Origin of the sequence: Microbacterium elymi, assembly GCF_021582895.2 — a bacterium.
In the GTDB taxonomy this organism is placed as follows: Bacteria; Actinomycetota; Actinomycetes; order Actinomycetales; family Microbacteriaceae; genus Microbacterium; species Microbacterium humicola.
This window is the reverse complement of record NZ_CP091139.2, coordinates 1,631,073-1,654,381: the sequence shown is the minus strand read 5'-3', so window position 1 is coordinate 1,654,381 and position 23,309 is coordinate 1,631,073. Positions and strand designations below refer to the sequence as shown.

Here is a 23,309-nt window from a genome sequence, read left to right as displayed (position 1 = left end):
CGGATGCCGAATGGGCAGCGCGAGCGTCATCCAGACCGTGTCGCCGCTCCGCGGTGCCGACGTTCGCCGCTCCCGGCCACTGCGGCCCGTGTCTCACCGCGTCGCCCGGACCCCCGGCGTACGCACCTCCCACGCCGCTCGGCTCCGCCCCACCTGGGAGGCGTTCCGCTGGTCGATGAACGCCGGCCTGTCGGCCGCAGCATCCGGAATCGTGTACTGGGGCTGGGACATAGCCGGCTTCTCGGGCGAGATCCCGTCGGCCGAGCTGTATCTGCGCGCGACGCAGGCGGCCGCGTTCGTCCCGATCATGCAGTACCACTCGGAGTTCAACCACCACCGCACACCGTCGCGCGACCGCACGCCGTGGAACATCGCCGAACGCACCGGAGACGCCCGGGTCCTCCCCGTCTTCCGCGCGTACGCGCAGCTGCGTGAGCGGCTCGTGCCGTACCTGACGGCGGCGGCCGCCGAGAGCATCGCGACCGATCGACCGCTCATGCGTCCGCTGTTCTTCGAGTGGCCGGACGACCCCGAGGTGTGGCGCGCGGATGTCGAGTGGCTGCTGGGGACGACATCCTCGTCGCGCCGGTGCTCGCGCCCGGGGTCGAGGAGCGCGACGTGTACCTGCCGGTCGGAGAGTGGATCGACGTCTGGACCGGGCAGCGGCATGCGGGCGGACGAACGATCACCGCGGCCGCGCCGATCGACCGGATCCCCGTCTACACCCGCGACGCCGGCCTTCTCGCGCTCTTCGAGGGGGTCGCGCCGGGGGCGTGACGCGGCCGCGGCGGGCGGGGCGGGACGCGGCGCGGTGCCGGATGCCTCGGCGGCGCGGTGTGCAGCGCGCCGCGTCGCAACGGCAGGCTGGATCATGCGTCATCGGGACCTGCAGTCGGGGATCGGCCGATCCGCCCTGCCGTTGCGACGGGCTGGGCGGCTGAGAGCAGGCGGGTTCGCGGCTGGTATCGGCGATACTCTGCGCCGCCGGCACCGCGGCAGCGCCGATTCCGAACCTGTCATCACGAGATGAGAGACATGCTCCGTGATGATGTGCGGCGCACCCGCGCGATGGTGCTGCGACGGTCTGGCGGCTGATGAGCGAGACCGGCACGGCCCGGATCAGCGTCGACGACATCGCCGACCGTGCCGGAGTCAGCCCGGCCAGCGTCTACCGGCACTTCGGCAGCAATCAGGCGCTCATCGATGAGGTGTCGGTCGACCGCTGGCGGCGTGCGGCTGGATGGGCAGCAGGTCGGCCAGAGCCGAGCGGGCCCTGATCGACATCGTCACGACCCTCGACCGGTTCTCGCTGATGGTGGCCGACGACAGCGAATTCATCGCCGCGGCCGGCGTCGACGTGGGTCAGACCTCGGTCGCCATCCTCCCCGTCCGGCGAGAGTTCGCCCAGGGCCGCGGGCCTTGGCCCGCACGGGCGCCTGAACATCAATTCGCCCATTGCACATCAATCTCGGCCGAAATTCATGTGCACTCGGCCAGATCGTACGATCCCGAAGAACACACGACGCGGGGGTCGGGCGGGAGAGACGGGGCCGCGGGCCTTGGCCCGCGCGCGACTGAACATCAATTCGCCCACTGCACATCAATCTCGGCCGAAATTCATGTGCACTCGGCCAAATCGTACGATCCCGAAGAACACACGACGCGGGGCCACGCGACGCGGGGCCGAGCGGGGCCGGGCGGGCGGGAGAAGACGGGCAGGGCGGGCGGTCAGGCGGGGTCGGCCGGCACCGGGGTGAAGCCCGACTCGGCCTCGGTCGCGGCCAGCACGATGTCGCGGAACCACAGCAGCGAGCTGGCCTCCTGATGCGCGGACCGCGTGTACAGCCGCACCTGCACCGGATCGAACGGGAACGGCAGGTCGCGCATCACCAGCGGCCACTCGCGCGCCCACCGCACGGCCAGGCTGTACGGCATCGTGGCGACCAGGTCCGTCGCGCACAGCATCGGCGGCAGCGCCGTGAAGTGGTTCATCACCGCGACCGGCTCGCGCGCCCCGCCCAGCGCGTCCACGGCCCGCTCGATGTTCGAGTGCCCGGATTCCCCGGTCACCACGGCGTGCGACGCACCCCGATATGCGGCCAGGTCGAGCTCGCCCGAGGCGAGGGGGTTGGATGCCGCCATCAGCACGACGTACGGCTCGTGCTTCAGCGTCCAGGTCTGGAACCGGCCCGGGACGACCGCCGAGTTGATCGCGACATCCACCACCCCGCGGGCGAGCGTGTCGGCCATCCCGGCCGGATCGAGCTGGATGACGTCCACGCCCATCCCGGATCCGGCCGCGCTGACCCGCTCCACGATCGAGGCCAGCCAGTGCATCTCGCCGAGCTCGGACAGTGCGATGCGGAAGCGCCGGCTCGAGGTCGCCGGGTCGAACGCCTGCGCCGAGACCGCGTTCTCGATCCGGCCCAGCGCATCCCGGATCACCGGGAACAGCTCCTGGGCGTACGGCGTCGGGAGCATCTCGCGCCCGGACCGGTAGAACAGCTCGTCCGCGACATCCCGTCGCAGCCGACTCATCGCCTGGCTCACCGCCGACTGCGTCACGTGCAGAGCGGATGCCGCTCCGGTCAGGCTGCGCGCTTCGTAGACCGCCATGAAGGTCCGCAGCAGGTTGAGGTCCATGACCCCATACTGGCCGTCCCGCCCGATCACGACGTGGGGACCGCCCCCGTCTTGGCCATCAGCTGGCTGGACGCCTTGATGTTGCGGTAGATGTGGGCCCGCAGCTCGCCGAACTCGGGCAGCTGCTCGGTCGCCAGCTGGTCGCGCGGCTTGGGCAGCGTCACCGCCACGTCCTCCTCGATGAAGGTCGGGCGCGCGCCCATCACCAGCACCCGATCGGCCAGGTAGATGGACTCGTCGATGTCGTGCGTGACGAACACGATCGTCACGTCGAAGTCGTCCCGCACCTTCATCACCAGGTCTTCCAGGTCGGCGCGGGTCTGGGCGTCCAGCGCCCCGAACGGCTCGTCCATCAGCAGGATCTCGGGCTGGTACGCCAGCCCGCGCGCGATCGCCACACGCTGCTGCATCCCGCCGGACAGCTGCCACGGGTACCGGTCGGGCGACGCGCCCAGCCCCACCGACTCCAGCGCGTGCGCTACGCGCTCGCGCCGCGCCGCCCGGCTCAGCTTCATCCGTCGCAGCGGGAACGCCACGTTGTCGGCCACCGTCATCCACGGGTACAGCGAGTTGGCGTAGTCCTGGAAGACCAGCGCGATCTGCTCGGGCGGCCCGGCGACGGGATGCCCGTCCACCTCGATCGTCCCGGCGGTCGGCGCCAGCAGCCCGGCCATCAGCTTCAGCACGGTGGTCTTCCCGCATCCGGAGGGCCCCACGATCGTCACGATCTCGCCGCCGCCGATCTGGAACGTGAGGTCCCTGACCGCCAGCATCCCCGTCGTCGCGTCGCCGTAGCGCTTGCTCACGCCGTTCAGTGTCAGCATCGTGTTCCTTTCACCGCGCCGCAGCGCGCGCCCCGCGGTGCCAGGCCAGCACCCCGCGTTCGATCAGTGTGAACACAAGGTTCAGCAGGTATCCGAGGATGCCCAGCAGCAGGATGCCGGACCACATGTCCGCCAGGGCGAACGTGCGTTGGGCCTGCAGGACGAAGTACCCGAGCCCGTCGGTGGAGGCGACCATCTCGCTGATCACCATGAGGATGATCGCCAGCGGGAGCGCCGTGCGCATGCCCGCGAAGATCTGCGGCGACGCCGCCCGGAGCTGCACGTGCAGCAGATCGTCGGATGCCCGGATGTGATAGACCCGCGCCGTCTCGGCCATCGTCGGCTCGATGCCGGCGATCCCGTCCATCGTGTTCAGCAGGATCGGCCAGATGCACACGAACGCGATCAGGGCGACCTTGGCCGACGAGTCCACGCCGATCGCGACGATCGTGAACGGCAGCAGCGCCGGCGGCGGGATGGCCCGGAGGAACTCGATGATCGGCGAGGCCTGGCGGCGCAGCCAGGCGACGCGCCCGAGCAGGACGCCCAGCAGCACGCCGAGCACAGCGGCGATGAGGTAGCCGCTGAGCAGCCGGGCCAGCGAGGGCACGAGATCGACCGGGATCCGCGCGAACAGCCAGTTCTTCTGGAACGCGACCAGCACGTCCTGCAGCGGCGGGAAGTAGAAGCTGCCGGCCGTGTTCGTGAAGATGAGCACGCCGAGCACCACCAGCACCGGCAGGAGCACCTCGGCCGCGACGTACCAGCCGCCCCGGCGGGTGGCGACCCTTCCCTTCTCGCGCTGCGCCGTGGTCATGACTCGACCTTCCGATGCGATGGATGCCACTTCAGCACGCGCTTCTCGAGCCATGCGAACGCGGCGTTCAGCAGCAGCCCGAGGATGCCGGACATGACCACGTACGCGTACATCACATCCACGGCGCTGCCCTCGCGGGCGAGGTTGATCTGCTCGCCGATGCCGCCGGCGTTGATCACGATCTCGCCGGTGAGCACGAGGATCAGCGCCACGGTGGAGGCGATCCGGATGCCGGTGGCCAGATACGGCGCCGCGCTGGGCAGGCACCACCTTCAGGGCGACGTCGCGGCGGCGGATCTGGAACGAGCGCGCGGTGTCCAGCTGGGTGGGCAGCACATTGCGCACCCCGTAGATCGTCTGGATCAGCAGCGGCCAGATCGCGGCGAACGCGGCGAGGAAGATCTTGCCGTCGCCGAGGTTGCGGCCGAACAGCAGGAACACCAGCGGGATGAGCGCGACCGACGGCACCGGGCGCAGGAACTCCACGATCGGGCGGGTCGCGCGGTACGCGAGCTCGCTCGAGCCGAGCAGCAGGCCGAGGGGCACGGCGATCACGATCGCGATCCCCAGCCCGATCGCCCAGCCGCGGAGGGTGTCCAGGATCGCCCACCACGCCTCGGGCGTGCCGAGCTCGCCGACCAGGGTGACGATGACCACCGACGGCGGCGGCAGGAATCGGCTGGGCAGGATCTCGAGCCGGGTCACCAGCTCGGCCAGCAGGAGGACGACGACCACGCCGCCGAGCGCACCGACCCCCCTGCCCATTCGTCGCAGCAGGGTGGCCGGTCCGCTCGGGGCGGGTCGGGACAGGACCGTCATGATGGCGTGCGGCCTACGACTTCGGCGTGTAGATGAGGTCGGCGGCGTTCAGGTCCTTCTCCAGGACCCCGTAGCTCTTCGTGTAGCCGATCAGCTCCTGCATCTGGTCGATCGGCAGGTCCGGGCTGAAGATCGGCAGCCGGATCGCGGCGGCCATCTCGGGCTTGACCGACGTGTACTCCGGGATGATCTTGCGCACGGCATCCGGGTTGTCCCGGGCGTACTCGACCGACTTGATGATGGCGCGGGTGAACGCGGCCACCGTCTCGGGGTCGCGGTCGATGACCTGCTGCGAGGTCTCCCACGCGCCGTTGGGGAAGTGCTTGCCCATCACGACGTACGGGGTGTCCACGACGTGGCCGCCGGCTTGCAGCACGGCGGTGACGAACGGCTCGGGCACCAGCGCAGCATCCACTCGCCCCTCCGAGAGCGCGACCGGCATCTCGGGGAACGGGATCTCGGTGAGCTTCATCTTCGAGTCGTCGATGCCCTGCTTCTCCAGCGAGGCGCGCACCTGCACCTCGGCCACGCCCTTGAGCGCGTTGACCGCGACGGTGGCGGTGGCGAGGTCCTCGGGGTCTTCACCGCGCTGTCCTTGCCGGCGACCACGATCTGCCAGTCCTTGTCGGGGGTGTCGGCGCCGGTGTCGTTGCCCGCGAGGAACTTCAGCGGCAGGCCCTGCGACTGGGCGGTGAAGACCGGCACGTAGCCGGCGGCGATGAAGTCGAACGATCCGCCCAGCACGCCGGTGATCATCGCGCTGCCGGACTGCACGTTCTGGATCGTGACATCCAGCCCCTCGTCGGTGAAGAAGCCCTGCTGCTGGCCGAGCTGGACCGAGGCGAGGTTGGCGGTCGGCAGCGAGGCGACGGTGATGGCGACGGGCTCGCCGTCGGTGTGGTCGGCCCCGCCGCCGGGGCCGGACGAGCACGCGGTGACGGCGAGGACGGATGCCGCGAGCCCGGCGGCGGCGAGGGTGAAGCGGGTTCTGCGTGAGGACATCGTTGTACTCCTTGGTTGTGCGGGGGATGTGCGTCAGTTCTCGTCCATCGAGTGCCCGAGCAGCCAGGACGGGAAGGCCGCCGTCTTGGCGTCGATCACGAACGGGCGCTCGCGCGGACCGTCCAGCCAGTCCTGCAGCGGCGCGATGTCGGCCGCCGACCGGACCGTGATGGCTTCGCAGCCGTAGCCGCGGGCGACGGCGGCGATGTCGGTCTCGGGGAACAGGACCGTGTCGAGGTCGTCGGTGACGTGCTTGAAGTGCTTGCACCTCGGCGCCGTACGCGCTGTCGTTGTAGACGAGCACGAGCAGGCCCAGCCGCAGGCGGACGGCGGTGTCGAGCTCGACGTGGCTCATCATGAAGCCGCCGTCGCCGACGCCGGCGATCGGGATGCGGTCGGGGTGGGCCAGCCCCGCGCCGATGGCGCTGGCCAGGGCGAGTCCGATCGACTGGAACGCGAGCGGGACGCTGTAGCCGTGCACGTCCGGCACCTGCAGGTAGGCGCCGGGGTAGCCGTTGAAGTTGCCGCCGTCGGGCACCACGACCCGGTTGAGGGGGACCATGGCGTCGACCGCGTTGGTGAACGTGCGCGGGTCGATGCGGTCGGCGTCGCCCTGGTCGTCGAACGGCTGGTCGCGCCACAGCAGGGTCTGGGCGAGCCGGCCCTCGACCTCCGGGGTGCGGTAGCCGGCCCGGCGGACCTCCCGCTCGGCGAGCAGGTCGGCGACCGCCGCGGCGACGGCCGCGGTGTCGCCGCGGACGCCGAGATCGATGCGCGTGTGGCTGCCGAGGGCGTCCGGGGTGTCGTCGATCTGGACGATCGTCTTGTCCTTGAGCAGCGTGCCGTTGCGGGTGGTCCAGCGGTTCAGGCTGGCGCCGAAGGCCACGAGCACGTCGGCGCCGGCGATGAGCTCGGCGCCGCCGTCGGTGGCGAAGCCGCCCATCACGTCGATGTGCCACGGGTCGTCGTGGAAGAGGCCGCGCGCGGCGGCCGAGGTGGTCAGCAGCGCGCCGACCTGGCCGGCGATCCGGGCGATCTGCTCCTTCGCGTGCCAGGCGCCGCGGCCGGCCACCAGCACCGGGCGCTCGGCCGCGGCGAGCAGATCGGCGAGGGCGCGGATCGCGTCGCCGCCGGCTCCGGCGCCCTGCGTGACGGGCACGGCGGGCACGGCATCCTCGTCCCAGTCCACGAGCGCGGTCTGCAGGTCGATGGGCACCGACAGCACGACCGTGCGGCGGTCCTTCACCGCGTGGACGTACGCGCGATAGGTGTCGGCGACGGCGGTCTCGGGGCGGTGCACGCGCATCGCGGCGGCGCCGAGCGCGGCGACCGCGTCGTCCTGGTCGATGTAGAAGTTCGAGGTCTTGGCGTGCCCGGGGGTGTCGCCGGTGAGCACCACGATCGGGGTGCGCGCCTTGGCCGCCTCGGTGATGCCGGTCATCGCGTTGGTCAGGCCGCACCCCTGGTGCAGGCTGACCACCGCGAGCTCGCCGGTCGTGCGCGTGTAGGCGTCGGCCATGCAGGTCGCACCCATCTCGTGCCGGGCGGCCGTGTACGGCATCCCGCCGGTGAGCAGGGCGTTGGTCATGTGGAAGTTGCCGCTGCCGACGACCCCGAACACGCGACTCACCCCGAGGCGGGCGAGGGTGAGCCCCACCGCCTCAGCGACCGTGATCCTGCGACCCATGCTGTTCCTCCGCTTCCTTGCGTCGTGCCTGTCGAGCATCGCAAGGCCGGAAGGATAAGTCGACTGAGGATTACTTGGGTCGCCCATCAGTGGGGCTAATGGGTGGGGTCCGGTCGGGGTCGCGGGTCGGCGGGGTGGGCCGGTCGGCGGGGTTGGGCCGGTCGGCGGCCAGTGCCGGCCCGCGCACACCGGTCGCGTCGGCCTCGCGCACGCTGGCCGTGTCGGTCCGGCGCACGTTGGCCGTGCCGGCCCGCGCACGGCGGCCAGTGCCGGCCCGCGCACGCCCAAACCACATCAAATCGCCCACTGCACATCAATCTCGGCCGAAATTCATGTGCACTCGGCCAGATCGTACGATTTCGCGGAGGGGTCAGCGGGTGAGGGTGAGCGAGAACTCGACGAAGCCGGAATCCTCGACCTTCACGAAGCCGAGGTCCAGGGCCTGCACGCCGTAGTCGGCGAAGCGGATCGGGATGCTGCCGGCCAGCTGGGCCCGCGCGCCGTCGAAGACGGCATCCATCGTCACCGTGACGGTGCGGGTGGTCCCGACCAGGGTGAGCTCTCCGGTCGCCGTCACCGTCTGGGCGGCGCCCAGGTGCGGGGCGGATGCCGCGACCACCGGCGCGGTCAGCTCGAACGTCGCGGTCGGGTGGCGGGATGCCTGCATCGCCGTACTGCGGAAGTACGAGTCGCGACTGCCCTGGTCGGTCGTGATCGAGGCGACGTCGACGGTGAAGGATGCCGCGGTCACGGATTCGCCCGCGACGGTCACGGTTCCGGTGACCTGATCGGTGCGCCCGTCCACCGTGACATCCGTGCCGTTGAGCACCTCGTCGACCCGGTACCCCGCGTACGACCCCTCGCCCACCCGCCAGTCGCCCTGGACATCGGCGGCGGCGACGGCCACGCCGCCGGCCGCGCCGGCCGTCACGGTCGGGGTGGGATCGGGCGCACCCACGATGACGTCGCGGTAGAACGCCGGGCCGACGATCGCGACGGCCGCCCCGGCCACGACGACGACGCCGGCGGTCACCAGCAGGACGATCGCGCGTTTCCTCACGGCTCCACGGTAGGGAACCGCCCTATGAGCGACATATCCGGGCGCCGGCCGGAGGCGCTTCATCTGTCGCGGCTGCACGCGAGGGCCCGCCACGGCGTGCAGCGGCGACAGGCGAAGCATCCCACCCCCGCAAGTAACCACACGATCCCACAGAATTGCCTCTTGTGTCGTGTGGGAACATGTTGTAATGTGTGGGAAACACCGGAGGTGACGATGTACGCGACGGAGCGACAAGAGCTCATCGAGCGGCTGCTGGGCGACGAGGGACGGGTCGGCGTCCACGACCTGGCCGCGCGGTTCGGCGTCACGACCGAGACCGTGCGCCGCGACCTCGCCGTCCTCGAGGGCTCCGGTGCGCTTGCGCCGCGTGCACGGCGGGGCGGTGCCGCAGGAGCGCCGCAGCAACGCCGAGCCCACCGTCACCGAACGCCGCCGTCGCCGCGCCGCGGAGAAGACCGCGATCGCCGCCCGCGCGCTGGAGGCGATCGCCGACGACTTCCGCGGATCGCTGTTCCTGGACGCCGGCACCACGACCGCCGCCGTCGCCGAGCAGCTGCCCGCGCGGCTGGCCGCCGTCCGCGGAACCGCCGATGTCGTGACCCACTCGCTCACGCTCGCCCCGGTGCTGGCCACCGTCGACAACATCACGCTCACCGTCGTCGGGGGCGCGTCCGCGGGGTCACCGCCGCCGCCGTCGGCTCCGCCACCGTGCGCACCATCGACGCGCTGCGGCCGGACATCGTCTTCCTCGGCGTGAACGGACTGTCGGCATCCTTCGGCCTGAGCACGCCCGACCCCGAGGAGGCCGCCGTCAAAGAGGCGATCGTCCGCGCCGCGCGCCGGGTGATCGTCGTCGCCGACTCGGGCAAGTTCGACGTCGAATCGCTCGTCCGGTTCGCGACCCTCGACGACATCGACGTGCTCGTCACGGACGCTTCGCCCGCGGGCGAGCTCGCCGCCGCGCTGCAGACCGCCGGTGTGGAGGTGTGGCTCGCATGATCGTCACCGTCACGCTCAATCCGTCGCTGGATCGCACCATCGTGCTGGATGCCCCGCTCGAGCCGGGAGCCGTGCAGGCCGCGGCATCCACCCGCGAAGACGCCGGGGGCAAGGGCATCAACGTCGCCCGCGTGCTCGCCGCCGCGGGGGCCGACGCCCTCGCCGTGCTGCCGCTGTCCGACGACGACCCGTACCGGACGGTGCTCGGAGCCGAGCGGCTGCCGGCCCGCACGGTGCCGGTCACCGGGCACTGCCGCGCCAACGTCACGATCACCGATCCGGCCGGCGTCACCACGAAGCTCAACCTGCCCGGTGCCACCCCGTCGACGTCCGAACTGGACGCCCTGCAAGCGGCGATCGTGGCCGCCGCCGAGGGCGCGCGCTGGGTGGTCCTGGCCGGGTCGCTGCCGCCCGGCGTCCCCGACGACTTCTACGCCCGGGTCATCGGTGCGGTGCGGGCCCGGTGGGGGGCGGCGGCGCCGCGGGTGGCGGTGGATGCCTCGGGCCCGGCGCTCGCCGCAGTCGTGCAGACCGCGCACCCCGACCTGATCAAGCCCAACGACGACGAACTGGCCGAGCTGTCCGGCCCGCTGCCGGACGACGACCTGATCGCCGCCGCCGCCCGCATCGCCCGCACGCTCGTGCCCGCTCGGGTCGGCGCGGCGCTGGTCACCCTCGGCGGCCACGGCGCCGTGCTTGTCACCGAGGACGGCGCCTACGCCGCCGCTGTGCCGCCGACCCGCGTGCGCAGCACGGTCGGCGCCGGCGACAGCGCGCTGGCCGGCTACCTGCTCGCCGAATCCACCGGCGGCGACCCCGCCGCGTGCGTAGCCTCGGCGACCCGACACGGCGCCGCCGCGGCATCCCTGCCCGGAACGGTCGTGCCGCGACCCGCTGACCTGCCGACGGCCGACATCGCCGTCACCCGCCTCTGAACCCTCGCTTACGGACCCGCATTCCCCGACCGATGGAGGTCACCATGTCCCACACCATCACCCCCGAACTCGTCAGCCTCGACGCCGACCTCGGCGCCGACAAGGCCGCCGTCCTGGGCGCCCTCGCGCGGCGCGTGGTCGACCAGGGGCGCGCGAGCGACGCCGACGCCCTCTTCGCCGATGCCTGGGCGCGAGCAGCAGGACGAGACCGGACTGCCTGGCGGCATCGCGATCCCGCACGCGAAGAGCCCCGCTGTCACCCAGCCGGCGCTGGCGTTCGCCCGGCTGAAGCCCGGTGTCGACTTCGGCGCCGACGACGGCCCGGCCGACCTCGTCTTCCTCATCGCGGCGCCCGCCGACGCCGCCGAGGCGCACCTCGCGGTGCTGTCGAAGCTGGCTCGAAGCCTCATGCAGGACGAATTCACCTCCCAGCTTGCGCGCCGCCGCGACCCCCGACGACGTCGTGCACATCGTCCGGGTCGCGATCGGCGAGGAAGAGCCCGCGGATGGCGCGGGGACGGCTGCCGTGGGTACGGCTGCCGCGGATGCCGCGTCTGCCAGTGCCGCGGATGCCGCGGGGACGACGGATGCCGCCGGTCCGGCGGTTGCCCCAGGGACTGCCCCAGGGACAGCCGAGGCGCCGGGGACAGCACCCGCCGCCCCCGGCGCGGCGCCGGCCGCGGCATCCGGCACCCGCATCGTCGCGGTCACCGCCTGCGCCACCGGCATCGCCCACACCTTCATGGCCGCCGACGCGCTGACGGCCGCAGGCAAGAAGACGGGCGTCGACCTCGTCGTCGAGCCGCAGGGCTCCAGCGGCTACCGCGCCCTGCCGGAGGACGTCATCGCCGCCGCCGATGCCGTGATCTTCGCGGTCGACGTCGACGTGCGCGAGCCGCAGCGGTTCGCCGGCAAGCCCGTCGTGCGCGCGTCGGTGAAGGCCGGCATCGAGCATCCCGAGAGACTCATCGACGAGGCTGTGGCCGCGGCATCCGACCCGCACGCGGAACGCGTGACTGGCGCGACCGCGACGGCGACGGCATCCGCGCCGGCCGAATCCGGGGGAACCCGACTGAAGCGCATCCTGCTGACCGGCGTCAGCTACATGATCCCGTTCGTGGCCGGCGGCGGCCTGCTGATGGCGATCGGGTTCCTGCTCGCCGGGTACGCCATCGCCCTCACGCACGGCGATTCCGGCGTGAGCAACGCGGTCTACACGCTGCAGAACTTCGCGATCTGGCATCTGCCGCCCGAGGGCCTCGTGTACTACCTCGGCGCCATCGCGTTCGAGATCGGCAGCATCAGCATGGGGTTCCTGGTGCCCGCGCTGGCCGGCTACATCGCGTTCGCGATCGCCGACCGACCCGGCATCGCCCCCGGATTCGTGGCCGGATCGGTCGCCGTGTTCATGAACGCCGGCTTCATCGGGGGCCTGGTCGGCGGCCTTATCGCGGGCTATGCGGCCTACCTCATCGGCAAGCCCGCCGTGCCGCGCTGGCTGCGCGGCCTGATGCCGGTGGTGATCATCCCGCTGCTCGCCTCGGCGATCGCCTCCGGTCTGATGCTGCTCGTGCTCGGCGGCCCGATCGCGTGGCTGATGGCGCGGATGACCGACTTCCTCAACGGACTGACCGGGGCCGGCGCGATCGGACTCGGCGTCATCCTCGGACTGATGATGTGCTTCGACCTGGGCGGGCCCGTCAACAAGACGGCGTACGCGTTCGCCGTCGCGGGCCTCGCCGCCCAGACGCCCGCCAGCCTCCACATCATGGCCGCGGTGATGTGCGCCGGCATGGTGCCGCCGCTGGCGATGGCGCTCGCCTCGACCGTGCTGTACCGCCGCGGGTTCACCACCGTCGAGCGCGAGAACGGCGCCGCCGCCTGGCTGCTGGGAGCGTCGTTCATCTCCGAGGGGGCGATCCCGTTCGCCGCCGCCGACCCGCTGCGGGTGATCCCGGCCAACCTGGTGGGCGGCGCCGTCACCGGAGCCCTGTGCATGGCGTTCGACGTGGCATCCCGTGCCCCGCACGGCGGGATCTTCGTGTTCTTCGCGATCGACCCGATCTGGGGGTTTGTGGTCGCCCTGATCGCCGGGACGATCGTGACCGCGCTGCTCCTGGTCGCGCTGAAGCGTTTCGTCGGCCGGCGGGTCGATGCGGTCCAGCCCGCGGCTGTGCCGGCGGCCGTCGCCGCCTGAGCCCGGCCGGCGGTCGGCGGATGCCGCCTCATCTGTCGCTGTTGTGCACTCCCTCGCGGATTTCCGTGCAACGGCGACAGATGAAGGCGCCCCGGGCATAGGCCGCGGCGGATGCCTCGGTGAGGCGGCGCCGTGGGCGGAAGGCCGGGGTGGACGCCTCGGTGAGGCGGGCGCGTGCGGCAGGAGGCCGGGTGGATGCCTCGGTGAGGCGGGGTCGTGCGCGCCGACCGCCGCGGGTGCATCCTGGAGGCATGAGTGAGCAGAACCGGCGTCCGTCGGCGCAGCGGGCGTTCACGCCGGTCGCGAAGGCGCTCGCCGGGCGCCGGTGGTTCCCGCTGTGGGCGGTCATGCATCACCGCGGGCGCCGTAGCGGCACAGTGTACGAGAATCCGGTCGCCATCGTGCCGGTCGTCGATGAGAGCGTCATCCTCATCGGGCTGCCGTGGGGTCGGAAGACGAACTGGGCGCGCAACGTCGTCGCAAGCCGGAGGGGCGATCCTGACCTGGAAGGGGCGCGACATCGTCACGAACGCGCCCCGCATCGTCGCGGCCGCCGAGGCGGCATCCCTCACCAAGCCGCTGTTCCGCGGGGTCGTGCGCCGGATGCCGGCGGCGATCGTCCTCCGGCACGGGGAGTGACCCGAGCGATCCGGCCGGCCGCGGCATCCTTGCCGCCCGCGCGTCCCCGGGCGAGGATGGGGCCATGAGCAACACCGAGGCGCACCCGCAGGAGATCGTCGCCCACGACGGGGGACTGCCGGGGCCGCGATCGGCATGCGCCGACGGCGCGCCGGTCGAGATCATCGAATCGCGCGAGGTTCCCCTCGGCGGCCCGCGCGCGATGACCGTGCGCCGCACGCTCCCGCAGCGCCAGCGCTCGATGATCGGCGCCTGGTGCTTCGTGGACCACTACGGCCCCGACGACGTGTCGACCTCGGGCGGCATGGATGTCGCGCCCCACCCGCACACCGGACTGCAGACCGTGAGCTGGCTGTTCGAGGGCGCGATCGACCACATCGACTCGGGCGGCAACGTCGGTCTGGTGCTTCCCGGAGAGATGAACCTGATGACGGCCGGCACCGGGATCTGCCACTCCGAGGTCTCCACCGCCGAGACCACGACTCTGCACGGCGTGCAGCTGTGGCTCGCGCTGCCCGACGCCGTGCGCAACGCCATCGGGCGCGTGTTCGAGCACTACGCCCCCGAGCCGGTGGCCTTCGACGGCGGGTCGGCGCTGGTGTTCCTGGGCAGCCTGCTGGGGGCGGCATCCCCCGTCGACGTGCACTCTCCGCTGGTGGGCGCCGAGATCCGCCTGGCGCCGGCCGCCACGCTCGTGCTGGACGTCGACCCGGGATTCGAGCACGGCGTGCTGGTGGATGCCGGGGACATCACGCTCGAGGGAGTTCCGGTGCCGCGCGCCACGATCGGGTACACCGGCATCGGCAGCGCCCGGCTGCGGACCCGCAACGAGGGCACGACCGATGCGCGGCTCGTGCTGATCGGCGGCGCTCCGTTCGACGAGGACATCGTGATGTGGTGGAACTTCGTCGGCCGCGACTCGGACGAGATCGCCCGGTTCCGCCAGGAATGGCAGGACGAGGGCGACCGGTTCGGCCGGGTCGAGGGATACGTCGGGCTCGGCGGACCGGGCGGCCTGCAGCGCCTGCCCGCCCCCGCCCTGCCCGGGCTGCGGCTGCGCCCGCGGCAGAACCGTCCGCCGCACGTGCAGGGCTGATCCGGGCTCGTCGTCCACGAGCGGGCCACAGGGCGGACGGATGCCGCGCCGCGTCCCGCTGCGTCCCGCCGCGCCCCGCCCCGCTCCGGCTCATCTGTCGCTGATGCACGGCGGTCGCAGGCATCCGCGTGCAACGGCGACAGATGAACGCCGAGTCAGTGTCGCCGAACCGGGCGACCCGAGGCCCGGGCTCAGCGCCGGCGCTGCGGGCGGAGGATGATGCCGAGGATCCAGTTGATGACGGTGATCAGCAGCGCCGCCACGACGCCCCACCAGAACGACTCGACGCGCAGACCCCAGTTCCACCAGTGCGTGAGCCAGGCGGTGATCCACAGCAGCAGGCCGTTGATCACCAGTGAGATCAGGCCGAGCGTGAGGATGTAGAGCGGGAAGGCGACGATCTTGATGATCGTGCCGATGATCGTGTTCACGATCGCGAAGATCGCCGCCACGATCAGCAGCGTGAGCACGAACTGCAGCGTGTCGCCGGGCGGGAACGCGATCACCGTCACGGTCAGCACCGGGATGAGGGTCGCGACCCAGATGGCGAAGGCGTTGATGACGACGCGGATGAGGAAGCGCATGCGGTCAGTCTGACATGCGGGATCGGCGGATGTCTCGGCCGGCGCGCGTGCAGAACTCCGGAAGAATGCGCCGCCGCGCGGCCGATCACCGGCGTGTCGCGGCGGACGGCTCGAAGTGTCCGGAGTTCTGCACGGGAGGCGGCGCCGCCTGCCGGTCACAGGCGGTAACACGCGCGGAGCCGCCGGCCGTGACGGGGAGAGATAGAAGGATGGACTCGATCGACAGGCAGGAGCACGAGGCGTGGCACCGCGAGCGCCTCGCGTCGGTCACCTCGGCGCGCGGCAACCTCGCCCTGGTCGAGACCCGGTGGTATCCGGCGGGCACCACGATCCCCGCCGAGGCAAGCTGCGCGACCCCGACGAGGACGGGGTGAGCATCACCGCCCTGCGCCGCACCGACCTCGAGACCGGCCTGAAGCAGGAGGGCTTGCGCCGCTGGGACGCGCACTCGCCGGCGATCGCCGCCTTCACCGACATCGGCTGCTACCCGTACGACCCCGCCTGGGTGCTCGAGGGCCGCTACACGCCGCTGGCGGCGGGCCACACCGTCTCGTTCGAGCACATGCGCGACAACGGGCGCACCCGCGACCTGGTCGTGCCGGGCCGGATCGACGTCGAGATCGCCGGGCAGGACTACCAGCTCAGCGCGTTCGACGACGACGGCACGCTGCGCTGGTCTTCGCCGATCCCACCAACGGCGCCGAGACCTACGGCGCCGGGCGGTTCCTGTTCATCGAGCGCGCCGCGGACGGCTTCGCCACCGAAGGCACCGTGACCCTCGACTTCAACCGCGCGTTCGTCCCGCCGTGCGGGTTCAGCGACCAGTACAACTGTCCGTTCCCGCCGCCGTCGAACCGCATCGGCGTCCCGGTGCGCGCCGGCGAGAAGCTGCCGCTGTTCGCACCGGATGCCGCGGCCGACGGCCGCTGAGAACGCGACGTGACCTGGGCGCAGCATCCACCAGGTCGACCCGATGACATACCCGAGAAGGAGAACCATGCGCACGGCACGTCCGATCGCCATCCTCGCCCTGGCGGTCGCCGCCGTCACCGTCCTCGCCGGCTGCGGGGCCGGGGCGTCGCAGAACACGTCCGCCGCGGGCGGATACGACAAAGAGGCGACGATCCAGGTCGGCTCGATCTACGAGCCGCAGAACCTGGACAACACCGCCGGCGGCGGCCAGGGCGTGACCGAGGCGCTGAACGGCAACGTGTACGAGGCGCTGTACAAGCTCGGCGACGACGGCAAGGTCACGCCGCTGCTCGCGGCATCCGAGAAGCACTCCGACGACGGACTCACCTACACGTTCACGCTTGCGCAAGGACGTGACGTTCCACTCCGGGCAGCCGCTGACCGCCCAGGACGTGAAGTACAGCATCGAGAAGGTGCTGGCCCCCGACTCGCAGTCGGCGCGCAAGGGCGACCTCGCCGTGATCGCCTCGGTGCAGACCCCCGACGATGCGACCGTCGTGATCACCCTGTCCAAGCCCTCGATCTCGCTGATCTACAACCTCAGCTACGTGTGGATCATCCAGCGCGACGCGAAGGACCTGAAGACCACCGAGGACGGCACCGGGCCCTACACGGTGTCGGACTGGAAGCAGGGCAGCGCCCTGACCCTGACCCGATTCGACGACTACTGGGGCACCCCGGCCACCAACAAGCAGGTCGTCTACAACTACTACAAGGACTCGACCGCCGAGAACAACGCGCTGCTGTCCGGACAGCTCGACATCGTCACCGGCGAGCAGAGCCCGGACGCGCTCACCCAGTTCGAGAACAACCCGCAGTACAAGGTCAACGACGGGTCGTCCACCACCAAGCGTTGCTGGCGTTCAACGACAAGAAGGCGCCGTTCGACAAGACCGCGGTGCGGGTCGCGATCACCCGGGCGATCGACCGCAGCGCGCTGCTGAACTCGATCTGGGGCTCCTACGGCAAGGTCACCGGATCGATGGTGCCGCCCACCGACCCGTGGTACCAGGACTTCAGCGCGCTCTACCCGTACGACCCCGCCGAGGCGAAGAAGGAGCTCGCCGCGGCCGGCTACCCGGACGGCTTCAGCTTCACCCTGGACACCCCCAACTACGACCCGCACCCGCAGGCGGCGGCGTTCATCAAGGAGCAGCTGTCGAAGGTCGGCGTGGACGTGAAGATCAACATCATCACGCCCGACGAGTGGTACACGAAGATCTACCAGAACCATGATTTCGCCGCCACGATGCAGGAGCACGTGAACGACCGCGACGTGGTCTGGTATGGCAACCCCGACTTCTACTGGGGCTACGACAACCCGGATGTCACGGCGCTGATCGCGAAGTCCGAGCAGGCCAAGACGGCCGACGAGCAGACCGCCGACCTGAAGCAGGCCAACGAGCTCATCGTGAAGGACGCCGCCAGCGACTGGCTGTACCTGTACCCGCAGATCGTCGTGGCCCGCACCACGCTCAGCGGATACCCTGTCAACGGCCTGAACTCGCAGTTCTTCGTGTACGGGATCAAGAAGCAGGGCTGATCGCAGGGCGCCGGGTCACGGCATCCGCAGCCGGGGAGGAGGGGCGACCGATGCTCGCGTACATTCTCCGGCGCCTCGTCTTCCTGCTGGTGTCGCTGGCGGCGGCGGCCGTCGTCACGTTCGTGCCTGCCGGATGCTGCCGGGTGACCCGGCGAACGCGCTGGTCGCCGTCGGCGCCACCCCCGAGCAGATCGCGGCCGCCCGGCACGCGATCGGCTCGGATCAGCCGCTCCTGCAGCAGTTCGCCACGTGGGCGGGGCAGATGCTGCGCCTCGACCTCGGCTCGTCGTTCGTGAGCAGCCTGCCGGTGGGCCCGCAGATCGCCCAGCGGCTGCTGGTGACCCTGCCGTTGACGCTCATCGCGTTCGTGCTGGCGATCCTGATCGCCGCCCCGGTGGGGTTCGTCGCCGCCCGCTACAGCCGCAAGCTGGGTCGGGGTGGTGTGCTCGGCGGTCTCGCAGCTCGGCATCGCGGTGCCGGTGTTCTGGATCGGCATCCTGCTGGTGTGGGCGTTCGCGCTCGGCATGCGGGTGCTGCCGGCGGGCGGCTTCCCGCAGGCGGACTGGGCCGACCCGGCCGAGGCGCTTCGGTCGCTGACCCTGCCGATCATCACCATCGCGCTGGTGATGTCGGCCTCGATCGCCCGCTACGTGCGTTCGGCGTGCATCGAGGTGATCGGCAGCGACTTCCTGCGCACCTTCCGGAGCCTGGGCGCCAGCTTCGGCAGCGCGATGCTCCGGCACGGCCTGAAGTCGGTGGCGGTGCCGCTGGTCTCGGTGCTCGGCATCGAGCTGGCCACCACGTTCCTGGGCGCCGTCGTGGTCGAGAACGTGTTCGCGCTGCCCGGGCTGGGTTCGATGCTGGTCACCGGCATCGCCCAGCACGACTACCCGACGATCCAGGGCGTGATCCTGGTCACCACGATGCTGGTGCTGATCGTGGGCTTCCTCGCCGACCTCGTGCAGAAGATGCTCGACCCCCGGCTTGCGGGGAGCGCTGCTGTGACGGCGCCGGTGGTGGATGTCGCGGCCGAGGTGGATGCCGCGGCGCGCCGCCGCGACCGGCGGTGGTCGGCGACCGCCACGATCGGTGCGGTGCTGGTGGGCATCGTCGTCGTGGTCGCGCTCGTCTCGCTGGTCTACCTGCCCTACCCGCCGGCGCAGATCGGCGGCGGACGGCTGACCGGCCCCTCGCCCCAGCACTGGCTCGGCACCGACACGCTCGGGCGCGACCTGCTCTCCCAGCTCATGGTGGGCGCGCGCATCGCGCTGCTGGCAGGGGCCGGCTCGGCCGCACTCGGCGGCGTGCTGGGCATCGTGCTGGGGCTTGCCGCCGCGTTCGCGCAACGGTGGTTCGACGACGCCATCGCCGCCGTGCTGGACGTGCTGATCGCGTTCCCGGCGCTGCTGCTGGCGATGCTGGTGGTCGCCGCCCGCGGCGCGACGCTCGGCTCGGCGATCCTCGCGATCGGGCTGGCCTGCAGTGCGATCGTCGCGCGGCTGACCCGGATCCTCGCCAAGCGGGTGCTCACCCAGCAGTACGTGACGGCGGCGCGCACGTCGGGCACGCGGTGGCCCGGCATCATCTTCCAGCACATCCTGCCCAACATCTGGCCGACCCTGGCGGTCATCGTGGCGCTGCAGTTCGGGCTCGCAGTCCTGGCCGAGGCGAGCCTGTCGTACCTCGGCTTGGGGGCGCCGCCGCCGAACGCGTCGTGGGGCAGCCTGCCGAGCAGGCGCAGGGGACGGTCTACGTGGCCCCGCTCGGGGCGATCGCCCCCGGTGTGGCGCTGATCGTGCTCGTGCTCGGGATGAACCTGCTCGCCGACGGGCTGCAGGACGCCTTCGACCCCACCCGGAGGCGGCGATGAGCGATCCGGTGCTGAGCGTCGAGCACCTGACCATCCGCGCCGGAGACGGGCGGGTGCTCGTCGACGATCTGACCCTGCGGGCCGAGCGCGGCCAGCGCCTCGCGCTGATCGGCGAATCCGGGTCGGGCAAGTCGCTGACCAGCCTGGCCATCCTCGGACTGCTGCCGGAGGGCATGACCGTGACCGGCAGCATCCGGCTCGGCGGGCAGGAGCTGGTGGGCGCGCCCGACCGGATCGCCCGGGCCGTGCGCGGCCGTCGCGTGGGCATCGTGTTCCAGGAGCCGCTGACCGCGCTGGACCCGCTGATGCGCCTGGGGCGACAGCTCGGCGAGGCGATCGGCCGGGCCGCATCGCCCAAGCCCGGCCGGCGGGCACGGGTCGAGGCCGTGCACGAGGCGCTTGCGCGCCGTGCGGCTGCGCGACCCCGAGCGGATCGCCCGCGCCTACCCGCACGAGGCGTCGGGAGGGCAGCGGCAGCGGGTGGCGATCGCGATGGCGCTCGCGTCGCGTCCCGACCTGCTGATCCTGGACGAGCCGACGACCGCACTGGATGTCACGGTCCAGGCCGAGGTGCTGCGCTGCCTGCACGCGGTGGTCGACGACGACCGGACCGCCACCCTGTTCGTCAGCCACGACCTGGCGGTGGTCGCCGAGATGGCCGACACCGCCATCGTGCTCCGCGACGGGCGCGCGGTCGAGACGGGTCCGGTCGGCCGGCTGCTGACCGCGCCGCAGGAGCCGTACACCCGCCGCCTGGTGGGCGCGGCGCGGGCGCTGGACCGGGCGCTGGATGCCGGGGGCCCGGCATGAGCGCGCTGTACGAGCTGGACGAGGTCGGCTTCCGGTACCGGTCCGGCCCCGACGTCCTGGCCGGCATCTCGTTCGCCATCCAGCCCGGGGAGCACGTCGGCATCGTCGGCGAGTCCGGGGCGGGCAAGTCGACGCTGCCGGCTTGCCGCTCGGCCTGAGCGCGCCCACGGCCGGGACGGTCCGCGCCGACGGGACCGCACTGCAGACCGGGGCGGGCGCGCGCATGCGTGCACACCGTCGTTTCGCGCAAGCCGGTCTTCCAGGATCCCTACTCGTCGCTGGACCCGCGCCAGCGCATCGGCCGCACGGTCTCGGAGCCGCTGCGCTCGCTGGGTGTGGCATCCGGTGCCCGCGCCGAGGAGCTGGCCCGCCGGACCCTCGTCTCGGTCGGGCTGGAGGGCGACACCGCCGACCGGTACCCGCACCAGTTCTCCGGAGGACAGCGTCAGCGGATCGCCATCGCTCGCGCGCTGGTCACGAACCCGCGCGTGCTGCTGGCCGACGAGCCGGTCTCGGCGCTGGACATGGTCACCCGGGTGGCGATCATCGACCTGCTGGAAGAGCTCGGCGGCGGCCGGGCCGGCAGTGGCGGCGGTGCCGAGGGCGACGCGAGCGGCGGCGACGGTGGCGGTGCGGGCGGTGGTGCCCGCGGTGGCGGCGGTGCGAGCGGCGGCGGCGAGGCCGGCGGCGAAGGCGAGGCCGGCCGCACGCCGGTGACGATGGTCGTCGTCTCGCACGACCTCAGCATCGTCGCTCGGCTGTGCCGCCGGATCATCGTGCTCGAGCAGGGGCGGATCGTCGAACAGGGGCCGACGGCATCCGTCCTCGCGGCGCCCGCGCATCCCTACACGCAGCGCCTGCTCGGCAGCGTGCCGCGGCTGCCTCCGGCCTGAGCTCAGGGCTCCGGATCCCCTGCGCGAGATCGGGGAGATGTCTCGGAATCTGGCGCGCAGCGGAGCATATTTCCGATCTCGCTGGGTGTGAAGCGAACGGGAGGCGGCCGAACAGCGAGCGGCCGGCTCAGCGAGCGGCCGGCTCAGCGAGCGGCGTCGCGAGAGACCGGGACGGCCTTCATCGTGGTCATCCCGGGGATCGTGACGTCGACGGCGTCGGTTCCGTCGGGCAGCGGCGGCATGATCATCGACACCAGGATGCCGGTGCCGTCGGCGCTGTCGGGCAAGCCGTCGCAGAGGCATCCGGTGTTCTGGCCGTCCGCATCCCGGGCGTTCTGGTAGGTGTACGGACGGTACGTCTTGCCGCTCGCGGTGTCGACGAGGCCGATGTTGCGGGTGTCGTGGAACGGGGCGACAGCGAACTGGAACGAGGTGATCCGCTCCTCCTTGCCCGAGGCGGTGGCGATCCGCAGTTCGAGCATCGTCGAGTCGGGCAGCGCCTCGAGGGCGACCACATCGATCGTCACCGCCGTCTTGTCGATCGCGTCGATGGTGCCGTCGGTGTGCGCGATCGACCCGGTCGGGAAGGCGGCATCCGCGATCTTCTTCGACACCTGATCGACCGAGAGGGCGGTCGGGCTGGGGGTGCTCGGCGACGGCGGGGTCGGCGGAGGCGTGGCGGTGCAACCGGCCAGGGCCAGCGCGAGGGCGAGACCCGCCGCGGCGAGGCCGGCGGCCGGGTGCGGCATCCTGCGGTTCACTTGTCCCCCTCGGTCGCGAACGAGACCGTCACGCGGCGGTTCAGCTGCCGTCCCTGTGCGGTGCCGTTGTCGGCGACCGGATCCTGCTCGCCGTGCCCGGCGGTCTGGAAGGTCACGCCGGTGTTCGTCACGAGCGGGGTCAGTGCCGTGCGCACCGACTGCGCGCGCGCCTCGGACAGCGCCTGGTTGTGCGCGTCCGAGTCGACCGAGTCGGTGTATCCGTCGATCATCACGACGCCCGTGCCGTGCGCGTTGATCTTGTCGGCCACCGCCCGCAGCGCGGACTGCGCCTTGCCGTTCAGGGTCGCGCTGTCGTTGGCGAACAGCACGTCCGAGGCCAGGGCGACGGTCGTGCGCGTCCGGCTCGTGGAGGTCGCCGCGACGGGGTCGGCGATGTTGGTGGTCAGCGGTCGCGTGGCCTGCTTCACGTCGCCGGCGGCGATCGCGGCCTCGTCGGCAGCTCGGGCCAGGATCCCAGCGGCACCGGCGCCGCGGCGACCGGTCCCGTCGGGGGCGCGTCGCCGACCGGGATGCCGGGCAGGAACGCGTACCCGCCCATCCGGATGGTGACCGAGCTCAGATCGGTCGGCAGCTCGGGCAGAATCGCGTAGCCCACGCTCGGCGTGCCGTTCGCGTCCGTGCCGGACAGGTCGCCGGCAGAGCTCGACAGGCAGCGCTCGCCCGAGATCAACGGCTGGTAGACGGCGTCGTGCGCGACGTCGACGATGGCCAGGTTCGCGAGAGCCTGGACGGGGAACGGATCGTTCAGCGACTTGGTGTGCATGAAGACCACATCGGCGTCGCCGGTGGAGTTCGGGGCCACGGCGTAATAGACCGCCGTGCCATGCGGGATGCGCGCCACCGCCAGGATGCCGACCCTGATCTGGCTCTCGCCGAGGGCGACCACGCGGTACGCGGTGGTGCCCAGCAGGGGCGCGGTGGCCGAGCCGGGGTCGCTCGGCGGGGGTGTGGATGCCGCAACCGCCGGCGTCGCCAGGCTCAGCATCCCGATCACCGCCGCCGTCGCGGCGATCCCTCTGCGTCCTGGCCTCATGTTCCCCCCGACTCCCGTCCCGACGCGGCTGGGTCGCCGGCCGTCAGTGAACGCTAGCCGCCGGCGGCGGATCGCTCCATGGGCACATTTCCCCATCCCCGGGC

Annotated in this window: 20 protein-coding genes and 8 pseudogenes; 15 read left to right on the top strand and 13 right to left on the bottom strand. The window is 71.7% G+C overall.

Going from position 1 to position 23,309, the window contains the following annotated elements; genetic code table 11:
* The first annotated feature begins 10 nt into the window (after positions 1-10).
* Together L2X98_RS22255 and L2X98_RS08965 are read left to right on the top strand one after the other, a co-directional pair.
* The gene (locus L2X98_RS22255) at positions 11-1,030 is read left to right on the top strand and encodes a TIM-barrel domain-containing protein (protein ID WP_259613028.1); all 1,020 of its coding nucleotides are present in this window, start codon (positions 11-13) and stop codon (positions 1,028-1,030) included.
* Between the two features lie 64 nt (positions 1,031-1,094).
* Positions 1,095-1,277, top strand: a complete 183-nt coding sequence (locus L2X98_RS08965; protein ID WP_259613027.1) for a helix-turn-helix domain-containing protein — start codon at positions 1,095-1,097, stop codon at positions 1,275-1,277.
* Positions 1,278-1,728: 451 nt separating this feature from the next.
* Here the strand turns inward: L2X98_RS08965 and L2X98_RS08960 are convergent, their stop codons facing one another.
* The 7 genes and pseudogenes from L2X98_RS08960 to L2X98_RS08935 form a co-directional block, all read right to left on the bottom strand.
* Positions 1,729-2,643, bottom strand: a complete 915-nt coding sequence (locus L2X98_RS08960) for a LysR family transcriptional regulator (protein WP_259613026.1) — start codon at positions 2,641-2,643, stop codon at positions 1,729-1,731.
* Between the two features lie 26 nt (positions 2,644-2,669).
* Positions 2,670-3,467 (bottom strand): ABC transporter ATP-binding protein, encoded by a 798-nt coding sequence (locus tag L2X98_RS08955; protein ID WP_259613025.1) that lies wholly within the window; start codon positions 3,465-3,467, stop codon positions 2,670-2,672.
* Between the two features lie 10 nt (positions 3,468-3,477).
* On the bottom strand, positions 3,478-5,103 hold the full coding sequence (locus L2X98_RS22250; protein ID WP_259613024.1) for an ABC transporter permease: 1,626 nt from the start codon (positions 5,101-5,103) through the stop codon (positions 3,478-3,480).
* Positions 5,104-5,116: 13 nt separating this feature from the next.
* Positions 5,117-5,674, bottom strand: a pseudogene (locus L2X98_RS20705) (ABC transporter substrate-binding protein); the annotation flags it as partial.
* Positions 5,572-6,105 carry an ABC transporter substrate-binding protein gene (locus tag L2X98_RS20700; protein WP_354003030.1) on the bottom strand — a complete coding sequence of 178 codons (534 nt, stop codon included), beginning with the start codon at positions 6,103-6,105 and terminating at the stop codon, positions 5,572-5,574. The pseudogene L2X98_RS20705 and the gene L2X98_RS20700, both read right to left, overlap by 103 nt.
* Before the next feature lie 286 nt (positions 6,106-6,391).
* Positions 6,392-7,792: pseudogene (locus L2X98_RS08940) on the bottom strand (thiamine pyrophosphate-binding protein); the annotation flags it as partial.
* 370 nt (positions 7,793-8,162) lie between these two features.
* Positions 8,163-8,852: a YceI family protein gene (locus L2X98_RS08935; RefSeq protein WP_259613022.1), complete on the bottom strand. Its 690-nt coding sequence runs from the start codon at positions 8,850-8,852 to the stop codon at positions 8,163-8,165.
* Positions 8,853-9,065: 213 nt separating this feature from the next.
* Here L2X98_RS08935 and L2X98_RS08930 point away from each other — a divergent pair.
* From L2X98_RS08930 to L2X98_RS08915, 3 genes and pseudogenes are all read left to right on the top strand, one after another.
* Positions 9,066-9,851, top strand: a pseudogene (locus L2X98_RS08930) (DeoR/GlpR family DNA-binding transcription regulator).
* Entirely contained in the window at positions 9,848-10,786 is a 939-nt protein-coding gene (locus L2X98_RS08925; protein ID WP_259613021.1) for a 1-phosphofructokinase family hexose kinase, read from the top strand. The pseudogene L2X98_RS08930 and the gene L2X98_RS08925 overlap by 4 nt, the downstream one beginning before the upstream one ends.
* 44 nt (positions 10,787-10,830) lie before the next feature.
* Positions 10,831-12,983, top strand: a pseudogene (locus L2X98_RS08915) (PTS fructose transporter subunit IIABC).
* Positions 12,984-13,011: 28 nt separating this feature from the next.
* Here the strand turns inward: L2X98_RS08915 and L2X98_RS08910 are convergent.
* Positions 13,012-13,332, bottom strand: a complete 321-nt coding sequence (locus L2X98_RS08910) for a hypothetical protein (protein ID WP_259613019.1) — start codon at positions 13,330-13,332, stop codon at positions 13,012-13,014.
* A gap of 65 nt (positions 13,333-13,397) precedes the next feature.
* Here L2X98_RS08910 and L2X98_RS08905 point away from each other — a divergent pair, with 65 nt between their 5' ends.
* On the top strand, positions 13,398-13,622 hold the full coding sequence (locus L2X98_RS08905) for a hypothetical protein (RefSeq protein ID WP_259613018.1): 225 nt from the start codon (positions 13,398-13,400) through the stop codon (positions 13,620-13,622).
* A 64-nt stretch (positions 13,623-13,686) separates the two neighbouring features.
* Entirely contained in the window at positions 13,687-14,718 is a 1,032-nt protein-coding gene (locus L2X98_RS08900) for a pirin family protein (RefSeq protein WP_259613017.1), read from the top strand.
* A gap of 191 nt (positions 14,719-14,909) precedes the next feature.
* On the opposite strand, the gene L2X98_RS08895 is transcribed toward L2X98_RS08900, so the two are convergent.
* A complete protein-coding gene (locus tag L2X98_RS08895) occupies positions 14,910-15,302 on the bottom strand; it encodes a phage holin family protein (RefSeq protein ID WP_259613016.1) in 393 nt (130 codons plus the stop codon).
* Positions 15,303-15,511: 209 nt separating this feature from the next.
* Between L2X98_RS08895 and L2X98_RS08890 the strand changes: the two genes are divergently transcribed.
* The 3 genes and pseudogenes from L2X98_RS08890 (at position 15,512) to L2X98_RS20690 (ending at position 17,817) form a co-directional block, all read left to right on the top strand.
* Positions 15,512-15,676 carry a hypothetical protein gene (locus L2X98_RS08890; RefSeq protein ID WP_259613015.1) on the top strand — a complete coding sequence of 55 codons (165 nt, stop codon included), beginning with the start codon at positions 15,512-15,514 and terminating at the stop codon, positions 15,674-15,676.
* Positions 15,610-16,232 (top strand): annotated as a pseudogene (locus L2X98_RS20695) (DUF1684 domain-containing protein). Before L2X98_RS08890 ends, L2X98_RS20695 begins: the two are co-directional and overlap by 67 nt.
* Before the next feature lie 395 nt (positions 16,233-16,627).
* Positions 16,628-17,817: pseudogene (locus L2X98_RS20690) on the top strand (ABC transporter substrate-binding protein).
* On the opposite strand, the gene L2X98_RS08865 reads toward L2X98_RS20690, so the two are convergent.
* On the bottom strand, positions 17,801-18,313 hold the full coding sequence (locus L2X98_RS08865; protein WP_259613012.1) for a hypothetical protein: 513 nt from the start codon (positions 18,311-18,313) through the stop codon (positions 17,801-17,803). The pseudogene L2X98_RS20690 and the gene L2X98_RS08865 sit on opposite strands and share 17 nt — an antisense overlap.
* Here L2X98_RS08865 and L2X98_RS08860 point away from each other — a divergent pair.
* The 5 genes and pseudogenes from L2X98_RS08860 (at position 18,291) to L2X98_RS20670 (ending at position 21,390) form a co-directional block, all read left to right on the top strand.
* The gene (locus tag L2X98_RS08860; RefSeq protein ID WP_259613011.1) at positions 18,291-19,610 is read left to right on the top strand and encodes an ABC transporter permease subunit; all 1,320 of its coding nucleotides are present in this window, start codon (positions 18,291-18,293) and stop codon (positions 19,608-19,610) included. The two genes, L2X98_RS08865 and L2X98_RS08860, sit on opposite strands and share 23 nt — an antisense overlap.
* A 73-nt stretch (positions 19,611-19,683) precedes the next feature.
* Positions 19,684-20,037: pseudogene (locus tag L2X98_RS20685) on the top strand (ATP-binding cassette domain-containing protein); the annotation flags it as partial.
* A 58-nt stretch (positions 20,038-20,095) separates the two neighbouring features.
* On the top strand, positions 20,096-20,497 hold the full coding sequence (locus L2X98_RS20680) for an ATP-binding cassette domain-containing protein (protein ID WP_354003029.1): 402 nt from the start codon (positions 20,096-20,098) through the stop codon (positions 20,495-20,497).
* Positions 20,494-20,949: pseudogene (locus tag L2X98_RS20675) on the top strand (ATP-binding cassette domain-containing protein); the annotation flags it as partial. The gene L2X98_RS20680 and the pseudogene L2X98_RS20675, both read left to right, overlap by 4 nt.
* Positions 20,950-21,021: 72 nt before the next feature.
* A complete protein-coding gene (locus tag L2X98_RS20670) occupies positions 21,022-21,390 on the top strand; it encodes an ABC transporter ATP-binding protein (RefSeq protein ID WP_354003028.1) in 369 nt (122 codons plus the stop codon).
* Positions 21,391-21,533: 143 nt separating this feature from the next.
* Here the strand turns inward: L2X98_RS20670 and L2X98_RS08840 are convergent, their stop codons facing one another.
* From L2X98_RS08840 to L2X98_RS08830, 3 genes are read right to left on the bottom strand one after another with little or no spacing between them, the layout of a single operon-like run.
* Positions 21,534-22,151 (bottom strand): hypothetical protein, encoded by a 618-nt coding sequence (locus L2X98_RS08840; RefSeq protein ID WP_259613008.1) that lies wholly within the window; start codon positions 22,149-22,151, stop codon positions 21,534-21,536.
* A complete protein-coding gene (locus L2X98_RS08835; RefSeq protein WP_259613007.1) occupies positions 22,148-22,579 on the bottom strand; it encodes an OmpA family protein in 432 nt (143 codons plus the stop codon). The genes L2X98_RS08840 and L2X98_RS08835 overlap by 4 nt, the downstream gene beginning before the upstream one ends.
* The gene (locus tag L2X98_RS08830; RefSeq protein WP_259613006.1) at positions 22,576-23,157 is read right to left on the bottom strand and encodes a hypothetical protein; all 582 of its coding nucleotides are present in this window, start codon (positions 23,155-23,157) and stop codon (positions 22,576-22,578) included. Before L2X98_RS08830 ends, L2X98_RS08835 begins: the two co-directional genes overlap by 4 nt.
* Positions 23,158-23,309: the final 152 nt, after the last annotated feature.